The 10,825-nt window shown below is 66.3% G+C and carries 11 protein-coding genes; 3 read left to right on the top strand and 8 right to left on the bottom strand.

All coding sequences use genetic code 11. From position 1 onward, the window contains the following. Positions 1-12: 12 nt before the first annotated feature. Both AB0I14_RS25665 and AB0I14_RS25660 read right to left on the bottom strand, forming a co-directional pair. A complete protein-coding gene (locus AB0I14_RS25665; RefSeq protein ID WP_358027699.1) occupies positions 13-429 on the bottom strand; it encodes a hypothetical protein in 417 nt (138 codons plus the stop codon). A 72-nt stretch (positions 430-501) separates the two neighbouring features. Then, positions 502-2,241, bottom strand: a complete 1,740-nt coding sequence (locus tag AB0I14_RS25660; RefSeq protein WP_358027697.1) for an alpha/beta fold hydrolase — start codon at positions 2,239-2,241, stop codon at positions 502-504. Between the two features lie 169 nt (positions 2,242-2,410). Here AB0I14_RS25660 and AB0I14_RS25655 point away from each other — a divergent pair, with 169 nt between their 5' ends. After that, on the top strand, positions 2,411-3,079 hold the full coding sequence (locus AB0I14_RS25655; RefSeq protein ID WP_358027694.1) for a TetR/AcrR family transcriptional regulator: 669 nt from the start codon (positions 2,411-2,413) through the stop codon (positions 3,077-3,079). A 10-nt stretch (positions 3,080-3,089) separates the two neighbouring features. On the opposite strand, the gene AB0I14_RS25650 is transcribed toward AB0I14_RS25655, so the two are convergent. The 5 genes from AB0I14_RS25650 to AB0I14_RS25630 all read right to left on the bottom strand — a co-directional run bounded on the left by AB0I14_RS25650 (position 3,090) and on the right by AB0I14_RS25630 (position 7,521). Beyond that, the gene (locus tag AB0I14_RS25650; protein WP_358027692.1) at positions 3,090-4,454 is read right to left on the bottom strand and encodes a hypothetical protein; all 1,365 of its coding nucleotides are present in this window, start codon (positions 4,452-4,454) and stop codon (positions 3,090-3,092) included. Positions 4,455-4,456: 2 nt separating this feature from the next. Then, positions 4,457-4,948 carry a hypothetical protein gene (locus AB0I14_RS25645; RefSeq protein ID WP_358027689.1) on the bottom strand — a complete coding sequence of 164 codons (492 nt, stop codon included), beginning with the start codon at positions 4,946-4,948 and terminating at the stop codon, positions 4,457-4,459. Between the two features lie 46 nt (positions 4,949-4,994). Then, positions 4,995-6,251, bottom strand: coding sequence for an Ig-like domain-containing protein (locus tag AB0I14_RS25640; protein WP_358027686.1), 1,257 nt, complete (start codon positions 6,249-6,251; stop codon positions 4,995-4,997). Positions 6,252-6,402: 151 nt separating this feature from the next. Next, positions 6,403-6,948 (bottom strand): HNH endonuclease signature motif containing protein, encoded by a 546-nt coding sequence (locus AB0I14_RS25635; RefSeq protein WP_358027683.1) that lies wholly within the window; start codon positions 6,946-6,948, stop codon positions 6,403-6,405. 30 nt (positions 6,949-6,978) lie between these two features. Further along, on the bottom strand, positions 6,979-7,521 hold the full coding sequence (locus AB0I14_RS25630) for a TIGR00730 family Rossman fold protein (RefSeq protein ID WP_358027681.1): 543 nt from the start codon (positions 7,519-7,521) through the stop codon (positions 6,979-6,981). A 188-nt stretch (positions 7,522-7,709) separates the two neighbouring features. Between AB0I14_RS25630 and AB0I14_RS25625 the strand changes: the two genes are divergently transcribed. Both AB0I14_RS25625 and AB0I14_RS25620 read left to right on the top strand, forming a co-directional pair. Further along, complete coding sequence (locus AB0I14_RS25625) at positions 7,710-9,332, top strand: peptide chain release factor 3 (protein WP_358027678.1); 1,623 nt, start codon at positions 7,710-7,712, stop codon at positions 9,330-9,332. 3 nt (positions 9,333-9,335) lie between these two features. Next, on the top strand, positions 9,336-9,704 hold the full coding sequence (locus AB0I14_RS25620) for a hypothetical protein (protein WP_358027676.1): 369 nt from the start codon (positions 9,336-9,338) through the stop codon (positions 9,702-9,704). 4 nt (positions 9,705-9,708) lie between these two features. On the opposite strand, the gene cax is transcribed toward AB0I14_RS25620, so the two are convergent. Continuing rightward, positions 9,709-10,794: a calcium/proton exchanger gene (cax, locus tag AB0I14_RS25615; protein ID WP_358027673.1), complete on the bottom strand. Its 1,086-nt coding sequence runs from the start codon at positions 10,792-10,794 to the stop codon at positions 9,709-9,711. Positions 10,795-10,825: the final 31 nt, after the last annotated feature.

Here is a 10,825-nt window from a genome sequence, read left to right as displayed (position 1 = left end):
TCGGAGGCGGCGCTACCCGGCGCCCGAGACGCTCAGCGCCCAGAACACCAGCGCGTTGAGGGCCACGAGGCTCAGCAACGAGATCGCGAACGCGGGTCCCCACCGGTGTTTGGGGGCGGCGAACGGCAACACCAGGGCCCAGAAGAGGCTGACGGGCACCGAGATGAGAATGCCGAAGACGATCCCGTAGCCGTGCGGATCGGTGGCCGGGTTCGTGTCGAAGGCCGAACCCAGCATCACGTAGACGACGAACGCCCAGAACGCCACGGCACCGCCTCCGATGACCGCTGCGAAGCACCGGATGGTCAGCAGGAGTTGGTAGTGCTGACCTCTGGGAGGCGGCGGGAGGTAGGCCTGGGGCGCATACGCCTGGGGGCCGTACCGGTCGACCCACTCGTGCGGGTATTCCTCTGGTGGTGTCTCTTCCACAGCACCCCCCGGCTCGGCGTTCTCACCAGGATAGAGGCGGAACTGTGGGGCTGCGGGTACCGATTTCTGGCGTCAGACGGTCACCGGCACCGACTGTCCGGCCAACGGTTCGTAGACCGCGTACTGGAACAGGACATCGAGGATGACCTTGGCCACTCCGTCCCACGGCGTCGCCTGCACCGGTTCCGTCGAGGTGAAGGGCAGCACCACCGCGGTGGCGGTGCCCGACGGGGTGGGAATCTCGATGCTCTCCTGCGGTGCACCGTGCACACCGCTGTCCGTGCCGTCGTACATGTCGTTGATCCAGCCGGCCGAAATCACCTTGACCGCAGCGACATTCTGCGGCTGCGAGAAACCGGCGACGAGGTACTCGGCGAATTGCAGGATCGGGTTGGCGCCCTGCAGTCCGTCGATGTGCCGTCCACCGACCAGCATCACGCCGTTGAACTCCCCGGGCCGGGCGGCCTGCAGTTCATCGCCGACGGTGCCGTCGAGATTCCACACGTACCGCTCGGACGAAATCAGCAGCACCGGACGGTAATTGGCCCCCGACAGCTGGTCCAGCGCCTCGGGCATGTCACGGTGGGTATCCACCGCGTCGAGCAGGACCACGCCGGCCAGGTCGTCGACAGCGCCGTTGTCGACCATGCGTCCGGCGGCACCGGTGACCAGCATTCCGCCCAGGGAATGACCGACGAGGACGAACTTGGACGGCAGCGTGACGGGGTGGCCGGCCGCCGCACTGGCGCTCGCGGTCAGTTCCGGCCTGCCATCGGCGAACAGGTCGGCCACGGACTGCTGCATCGGTTCTCCGCCGATCCATTCGCCGCCTGCGTCGAACAGGTTTGACGAGAGCGTGGGGACGACGACGATGCTGTTGGTCTCCTCGGCCAGGTAAGCCGCGGTGTAGCTGTACATCGGGCCGGTGGCCATGAATCCGTGCTGCAGGTAGATGACGCCGGTGGCGGAATCCGGGTTTTCGGGGAAGTACCAGTCGGCACGCACGGTCTGGTTGGTGCCCGGCATGTCCAGCGTCGAGGTGCGGACGGTCACGTTGCTGCCCGGCGGGAGCACCGGCGGACCCGAAAACACCTGCAGCGCAGCCCCGACCACTTTGAACACCAGCGAGCCGACGACGTTGACCAACGGTACCGACCGCGGCCCGGTGACCGGGGCCGTCATGGCGGCGACAGGCTTCACGGTCGGGTGGGCTTGGGCCGGAACCGCGTTCGTGATCCGGTCGGCGATATCGCTGAGCAGGGTGCGGCCGTGGGGCACGACACGGTCGACGACCGTGCCGACGTCTGCGGGCAGCGCCTTCGCCTCGACGGGGCGGGTGATGGCGTCGATCGCGTCGACGATGTCTGGCGCCTTGTCAGCCACAGCGGCGGCAGCGGCGTCGGGGCGCGACGCCGTGTCACGCCTCGTAACCTTGGGGTGCGGAAGCGATTGTGCGGTCCGGAGGTTCGGCGCACGGTCGGCAAGGCCGGTCAGTGCGGTACGCGCGTGGGTGGTGAGGTCGCCGACCAGGTCACGCACCTCGGAACGTGTCGGCAGGGATTCCGGCAGCGACTTCGGCAGGGACAGCCGCGGACGTTGACGCACCGACGAGTTGTCAGCCCGGCGCGTCCTATCCGTTCGCGGGCCGAGCCGGGAAGCCGGACCACGTTGCTTGGTTGATGCGCCAGAGTCGTTGGCGGACTGCGTGGTCGACTTCTCGCGACCGGGATCAGCGTGGGCCGTCGGGGCCGCGCCCGCGATCAATCCCACCCAGAGGGCGACCACCAGCACGCCCCATCCGATCGCCGCCACCGTATGAATTGTTCGCCCCCGTATGGTCACGCAGGCACGCTAACCGCCGCCATCGGCCGTCCGCAGGAAAATGAAACAAATAGTTAGAACTGTTCCTTTAATTGGTGGCGGGACCTGCGTGGCCGTCCGGCATACTGAAACCCCACCCGCCGCCGAGCAGGACAGTCGATTGTCAGCACCAGAACGCCGCCCCCGGGGCCGACCCGTCGGTGGCGGCAACACCGCCGAGCAGGCGCGCGAGGTGCTGATGGACGCCGCCGAGCACCTGTTCGTCACCCGCGGGTACCGGTCGTCGACGATGGAGGTCATCGCCCACGAGGCGGGTTACTCACGCACGGCGATCTACCGCCAGTTCACCAACCGCGATGACCTGATCGCGGCCATGGTGCAGCGCACCACCCAGCGGCATATGGCCTCCATCCTGCCCCGGATACCCGAGGACGCCGGGCCCGTCGATCTGCTGGTCGAGAGTCTGGTGATCGTTGCGACCGAACTGGTGTCGGACCCGCTGCTCAACACGATCGCCGACCAGACCTCCGACGGCACGATCGCCTCATTGATCGCCACCGATTCCGAGCTGACCGATCTGGTGACGACCACCATCAAGGCGATGATCGCCGAGGACGCCGGTCAGTTCCGTCCCGGTCTGGACCCACACGACCTGGCGCAGTTCATCATCGCGACCGCTCTGGGTTTCCTGGTGAAGGCAGTCCCCGACATCGCGGATCCCGAGGTGGCACGGCGCTACATCGAGACGTTCATCCTGCCTGCCATCGTGAAGAAGCCACCGCCGCCACGGCGGGTGTTCCCCGGCGGTTCCCCTGTCGCACCGGGATAACCCCTCCCGGCTACTGCCCCAGCAGTCCCACGAGTTCGGTCGAGTTTCTCGCGATGAGTGCGGTCCCGACCTGTTCCACAACACCTCGGTTATCGGGTGCCGGCATCTGCCACAGGCGTTGGCAGGTGGACAGATCGATGGCGACGATCTCATCGCGTGACCCGCGGTAGGTCGTACTGAGAACGATGTGGCCATCGGATCCGACGTAGTTGGTGAAGTCGACCTGGCAGCGGGTGCCGGGGCTGCCGGAGTCCAGACTCCACTGCTGCCAGGTCTCGACGTCAGAGCCTTCCTCGCCCTGCCACGCGTACAGGTCACCGCCGATCACCTGGAACTTGGCGTCGCGGTAATCGATTGCGGTACCGGGAAACTCGCTGACCTGTCGGCCGTCACGGGAGTAGACCCGGAGTACCGAACGGTCGAGCACGATCGGGACCGTGGTGGCGTCCAACAGGTTGTATCCCTTGAGTTCTCGTTGTGCCAGCAGATCGCCGGCCGCGTTGTAGAACAACACGCCGGCCACGTCCTGTGCTTCGTACTGATAGGCGAAGCCGCCGGGATAGACGGCCGCTCGTTTGAGCGTCGCGCCCCGCGGCGGTATCGGGGTGCGCTCAGTGCCGTCGATCACCGAAAACACCCGGTAGGTCGGGTCTTCCGGGGTCGGGATCTGCGTCGCGAGCGTCAGCGGCGCGTCGTCGGATACGGTCAACGTCGGCACGTCCAGCTGCCCGCTGCCCGGGACGAACCACGTGCGCTCCCCCGTGGCCCCGATGCCGTAGACGCCTGTGCCCAGCGCGGTGGCCACCAGCCGAGTCCGCCCCCGCGGGTTTCCGATCGCTTCGGCTACCAGCTCGGTGCCGAAACCCCTGATGCGCAAGTCGGTTTCACCGGAGTGGGTGACCTGTCCCCGCGCCAGGTCGAGCACCCATACTCGGCGCGGTTCGCCGTGGATGGTGTCCTGGTCGGTCAGACACACCGCGATGTTCTCGCCGTTCAGATAGCAGTTCCCATAGAACCCGCCGTGGAAGCCCTCCAGCAGGATGGGGTCGAACAGCCTTGCGCCGGTGTGCAGGTCGATGCCGTACACCCAGCTGCGGTAGCCGTCTCCACACTCCAGATCGCAGTCGGTGAGAAAGTAGGCCCGCTCCCCGGCGCTGCCGAACGGCTTGCCCACCGGGATCCCGTCGGGCAGGCCGATGTCGGCGGGAGTCACCCGCCAGCCCTGCGCCGGTCGATTCTGCAGCGAGAACCCGATCAGCTGCGGCGTCGGTGCGGGCTCAGGTTCTGAGCGTCGCACCCACAACACCACCGCGGTCACCGCCACCACGACCACCACCGCCGCCGCAGCGAGCCCGGCAATAACGCCCCGGCGCATCGCTAGAACACCCAGCTGCCCGAGGGCTGCACGACGAACCCGTGATTGACGATCGGGTCGATGCAGGCGACCCCGTCATCGGTCACCGCGCAGGTGGTGTTGACGGCGGTGAGCTTGTGGCCGGGGGCGAGTCGCGGATAGTCCTCTGGGAGACAGGGCCCGCGGCCGCGGGTGAAGCTCGAACTGACCCCGTCGCACGACGATTCGATCTCGCTCTGCGGCACCTCGGCGGGTATGCCCACGATGGTGCCGCGACACACCGCGACGACGTGGTCGTTGTGGTCTGGGCGGTAATCCCAACCACAGGTCATCGTCGGCGTGGTGAAGCGGACCGTGGAGGCCTTGAGACCGTGCACCACGTACGGGGCTGGATTGACCGCGGAGAACGCGTCGAGATCCGGGAAGCCGGGCGGTGCTGCGTCGGCGCGCCCCGCCGTCGCACCGGCGAGGACGATCGCTGCCCCGAAGGCCGGCACCACGAATGCACGACGCACGGCACTAATGCTAAGGGCCGAATGCAGACCTTCCTGGCGGCAAAAGTCAGTGCAGCGCGCTGCCCTTGACCCATTCGGCCCAGGGCACGGACCAGTCGCCGTTGTTGGTCGGCTTGAGCGGGTCACCACCGGTGTTGCGGATCTCGACGATGTCGCCGGGCACCGAGAAGTTGTAGAACCATTCGGCGTTCTCGCCGTTCAGGTTGAGGCAGCCGTGGCTGGTGTTGGTTTTGCCCTGCGCCCACACCGTCGCGTTGAGCTGGTGCAGATAGATGCCGTCGATGCTGATGCGCGTGGCCCACGGGATCGTCGTCTTGTAGCCGAGCCGCGAATTGACGGGCAGGCCGTAGGTCGAGGAGTCCATGATCACCGGGTTGGCCTTGTCCATCACGGTGTATACGCCGCGCGGGGTCCAGAAGCTCATCGTGGTGCCGCCGATGGTCTCGGTGCCGCCCATGCCCATCGAGGTCGGCATGGTGCGCACCAACTTGCCGTTGTCGTAGACCTTGACCTGCTTGTCGGTGTCGTCGGCGACGGTTACGTGCGAGGCGCCGATGGTGAACGACACCTTCTCGTCCTGGGCGCCGTACAGGTCGTCGCCGAGCTTGGCGCCGTAGATGCCGGCGTCGACGGTGACCTTGGTACCCGGTGCGTAGTACTTCTCGGGACGCCAGTGCGCGGTCTGGTCGTCGATCCAGTTCCAGGAGCCGACGGCCTTGGGCTCGGTGGTGACCTTCATCCGGTTCTCGGCGGTGGCCTTGTCGGTGACCGGTTCGTCGAACCGCGCGACGATCACCATGCCGACGCCGTAGGTGGCACCGTCCTGCAGTGAGGCGTAGTTCGTGCCGTTGAGGTAGACGCGGGCCTGGTAGCCGGGGGTCACGGTGGAGAAGGCCGTGGTCTTGCGGGTCGGCATGCCGCCGGGGCCGCGCGCGTCGACCTTCAGCGTGTAGGTGCGGCCGTAACCGAGCGTGGTGGTGGGCTTCCACGTCCTGGCGTCGGGGGTGAGGACGCCGGGGATCTCCTTGCCCGCGTCGTTGACCATCGTCACGCGCGCCACGGTGCCGGTGTCGGCGGTGACCATGACCCGGGCCAGCGGGTCGACCTCGGCGTCAGGCTTCGGGGTGATGCTCAGCTTGGCCGGCTCCGTGGGTGAAGGCTGCGGGACGCCCTGTGGCGGCGCGGCCAACGTCTGGCAATGCTCGGCGCAGTCCGGCAGGGCCGAGACAACGACACCACCCGACACGGCCAGCACGGCAAGTGCGACCGCCAGGTAGGCACGACGAACAGACGTCAACGTCACTCCAATGTGGTTCGGCGAGGGCCATATTGATCGAGGTTCCGATCGGTGGATCAATCGTAGCCGGAGTGCATGATCTTCGGCACAACGGCTACCCGCTGTAGGCGAGTCGTGATCGTCTCGTTGCGCTGGGGCGGCGGCTCGGCACAAGCATCTAGCCCAAAGGCTCTGCCGACATCCAATGCTCCAAGAATTCCGCCCCCTTGGGGGTGAGGTCGACGGCTTTGGCGTTCAACGAGCGGTCCTGTTCCTGGAGAGCACGGTGTTCGTGGTCACGGAACGTGATCAGTCCGTCGTCGACGAGGTTGACCAGCATCCAGTCCATCTCTGAATAGATGCGGACCTTGCCGATCTGCGTGATGTCAGCCAGGCCGGCGGCGGTGACCGACGGCACGAATCGTTTGGCCATGTCGAGTTTCCTGACGAAAGCGCGTAGTAGCTGACGTTCGGTCTCGGTATACCGGTTATTCAGAATGGCCAGGTTGGCTTTGTACTGGCGCATCGAAATACGATCGATATCGCCGTTGTCGTACCGCGTATGACAAGTCGGGCATAACGCGATCAGGTTCTCCACGGCATGCGCCTTCACCGTCGACCACGGTTCGATGTGCGCGATCTCGACCGGCGCCTGACGACACGTCGGGATGGCGCACCGATGGCCTGCCTCGATCAGCACCGCGCGCTTGACTGCGGCGGGCACTGCGGGGCGTTCCGATGACATGGCCCGATGCTAGGCAGCGCCTCCGACACTTCTCTGTAGGTACGTCATCGCCGCGTCGGGTTCTTCGGTGACGAACACCAGGTCGTCCAACGCCACGGGCAGGAACCCGTCCTGCTCCATCCGTCGCAGCTGGATCACCAGGCCGTCATAGAAGCCCGCGGTGTTCAGCAGCACCACGGGCTTGTCATGGCGCCGGTGCTTGCGCAGTTCCAGGATCTCGGTGGCTTCATCGAGGGTGCCAAGCCCACCGGCCATCACCACCAGCGCGTCGGAGCGCTCCAGCAGTGTCGCCTTGCGTTGGGCGAGGTCCGCGGTGAACACCATCTCGTCGGCACCCGCCCTGGCCTGCTGTCGCAGGAACTCGACCGAGATCCCGACCAACCGGCCGCCGCCGGCCTGCACTCCGTCTGCCACGACCTTCATCAGGCCCTTGTCGGACCCGCCCCAGACGAGCGTGTGGCCTCCCTTTCCGAGGAGTTCGGCGAAGGTGCGCGCCGGTTCCGTGTAGCGCTCGTCGAGGTCAGCGGCGGAGAGGAAGACACAGATGTTCATCACGAACGATCATGCCCCGATGCACCAGGGTTTCGAACGTTGACCACATGCGTCGCACCAGCCCCGGGAGGGGGATGCGTATGTGATCTGGAAATGCAGTATCACCGGCGGTACCACATTTCCAGACCACATGTCCTCCCACTCGATTACTGGTTTGCCCTCAAACCCCCATACCATCGCTAATCGACATGACCGACAACGCCCTGGCCACTCCTGCCTCAAACACCCCGCAAGCTGCCCGGATCTCCGCCGAGGCGGCCCGTCGCCGCACCTTCGCCGTCATCAGCCACCCCGACGCCGGTAAGTCCACGCTCACCGAGGCGCTGGCGCTGCACGCCCGGGTGATCACCGAGGCCGGCGCGATCCACGGCAAGGCCGGCCGGCGCTCCACGGTGTCGGACTGGATGGACATGGAGAAGGCTCGCGGCATCTCGATCACCTCGACGGCGCTGCAGTTCCCGTACCGCGACTGCGTCATCAACCTGCTCGACACCCCCGGGCACGCCGACTTCTCCGAGGACACCTACCGGGTGCTGACCGCCGTGGACTGCGCGGTGATGCTCATCGACGCCGCGAAGGGTCTCGAGCCTCAGACGCTGAAGCTGTTCCAGGTGTGTAAGCACCGGGGTATCCCGATCATCACGGTGATCAACAAGTGGGACCGCCCGGGCCGCCACGCCCTGGAGCTGATGGATGAGATCCACGAGCGGATCGGGCTGCGCACCACTCCCCTGACCTGGCCGGTCGGTATCGCCGGTGACTTCAAGGGCGTGATGGACCGCCGGGCCGAGAAGTTCATCCGCTTCACCCGCACCGCGGGTGGGGCCACCGCGGCCCCCGAGGAACACATCGCCGCCGCCGACGCCCAGGCCGCCGCCGGCGATGACTGGGACACCGCGGTCGAGGAATCCGAGTTGTTGTCGATCGACGGGTCCGACTACGACCGCGAGACCTTCCTGTCCGGTGAGTCATCACCGGTGCTGTTCACCTCGGCCGCGTTGAACTTCGGCGTCAACCAGTTGCTCGACGTGCTGGTCGAACTGGCCCCGGCGCCCAGCGGGTCGGTCGATGTCGACGGGAACCGCCGGGCGGTGGAGTCGCCGTTCAGCGCGTTCGTGTTCAAGGTGCAGGCCGGCATGGACAGCTCGCACCGCGATCGCATCGCCTATGCGCGAGTCGTGTCGGGCACGTTCGAGCGCGGCGACGTCCTGACCCACGCCGCGACCGGCAAGCCGTTCGTCACCAAGTACGCGCAGTCGGTGTTCGGCCAGCAGCGCTCGACGCTGGACGATGCGTGGCCGGGCGACGTGATCGGGTTGGCGAACGCCGCGGCGCTGCGCCCGGGCGACACGTTGTACCGGGACATCCCGGTCGTGTACCCGCCGATTCCGAGCTTCTCCCCCGAACATTTCGCGGTCGCCCGCGGCACCGATCCCAGCAAGCACAAGCAGTTCCGCAAGGGCATCGAGCAGCTCGAGCAGGAAGGCGTCGTGCAGGTCCTGCGGTCGGACAAGCGCGGCGAGCAGGCACCGGTGTTCGCCGCCGTCGGGCCAATGCAGTTCGAGGTGGCCGCCCACCGGATGGCCGGCGAACTCAGCGCGCCGATCGCACTGGAGAACCTGCCGTATCAGGTCGCGCGGGTTGTCCGCCCCGAAGACGCCGACTTCGTGAACCGTCAGGTCTCGGCCGAGGTGTTGACCCGCAGTGACGGCGTCATGCTCGTGCTGTTCTCGACGCCGTGGCGGCTGGAGGGTTTCCAGCGCGACAACCCCGACATCAAGCTGGGGTCCTTGGTGGCCGCGGAAGGCTGATCGGTGACGGACCCGGAACCACCTGCCCGAGCCCGCAACAGCGGGAAGCACTGGGCGTGGTTCATCGGGCTGCTCGGTGGCATGGGTGTTTTGGGAGTTACGGTCGCCGCCGCGCTGGTGTTGCCGCTCGCCATGGCGACCGCCGGCTGTCACGACGGAAGCACCGACAAAGTGTGTCAACTGTCCGTAACCGGTGAGAACATGCTCGTCTGGATTCCGTGGATGTGCGTGGCGGTAGGTGGCGCAGCAGCGTTGGCCGGCGCGGCATTCGCCGAACGGCGCAAGTGGACACCGCTGATCGGTATCCCCGTCGGAATCCTCGGCTATTTCGCGATGATCCCGATCGGCTATTGGTGGGCGTTCGCGGTCTGACCCGTCAGCCCCACCAGAACGAGGCGGCGATGATGCAGTACAACGCGATCAGCGACGCACCTTCCAACCAGGTTGATTCCCCGTCGAAGGCGATGATCGCCGCCAGGACGACGGCGACCAACAGCGCGACGATCAGCATCGGACCGAACACCAGGGTCAGTGAGGCGAGCCCGAAGATCTGGCTCACCAACACCAGCACCGGCGCCAACACCAGGGCGATCTGAATCGGGCTGTTGAGGATGATCGAGAAGGCGTACTCGGACTCGTTTCTCGCCGCCAACTGCACGCCGACGACGTTCTCCACCGCATTGCCAGCGATCGCCACGATCACCAGACCGGCGAACGCCTGCGAAATGTGCAGCGAGTCCATCGCCGGTTCCAGTGCGGCGACAAACCAATCCGAGACGAACGCCGCGGACCCGCCCGCGATGGCGAGCATGCCGATCGCCAGGCCGACCGGCCACCGCGGCTGTTCCTTATGCGGCTGCGGCACCGGCTCACTGGTCTTGTCTTTGTCCCGGCTCAGCGCATACGGCAACGACAATCCGAACAGCACCAGCAGGACGACCGACACGATCATCGAGAAGGACACTTCGTGCTCGGAGGCGGGCGAGTGCACCTCGTGCGCGATCGACGGAATCGCCATGGCCGTCACCGACAGGACCATCAGCACCAGGATGGTCCGGACCTGAGCGGAGCCCAGCTTCTGCGGGCCATGTTTCAGTCCACCGACCAGGAAGGCCAAGCCCAACACCAACAGCAGGTTGGCCAGGATGGAACCGATCAGCGCGGCCCGCACCACATCGACCAATCCGGCTTTGAGCGCGAAGATGCAGATGAACAGCTCCGGCAGATTGCCGAGCGCGGACTGCAGCACGCCGGTTGCGCCGGGGCCGAACCGGTCCCCGAGTTGCTCGACAGCCAAGCCGACCAGGGACGCCAATACGGTGACGGCCAGCGCACTGACGACAAAGCCGACCAGGTGCGGCCAGCCTCCGTAATGGGACAGCCCAGCCACCACGCAGATGGCCAGGCCACCGAAGATCAACAGCTTGTCGGATCGGATGAACACCGCCGTCATGCGCGTCATCATGTCACCTTGGCCGGCTCAAGGGCGGGAA

Origin of the sequence: Mycobacterium sp. NPDC050441 (genome assembly GCF_040655355.1) — a bacterium.
GTDB lineage: Bacteria > Actinomycetota > Actinomycetes > Mycobacteriales > Mycobacteriaceae > Mycobacterium.
The sequence above is the reverse complement of the archived record's forward strand: the minus strand, read 5'-3'. Positions and strand labels throughout refer to the sequence as shown.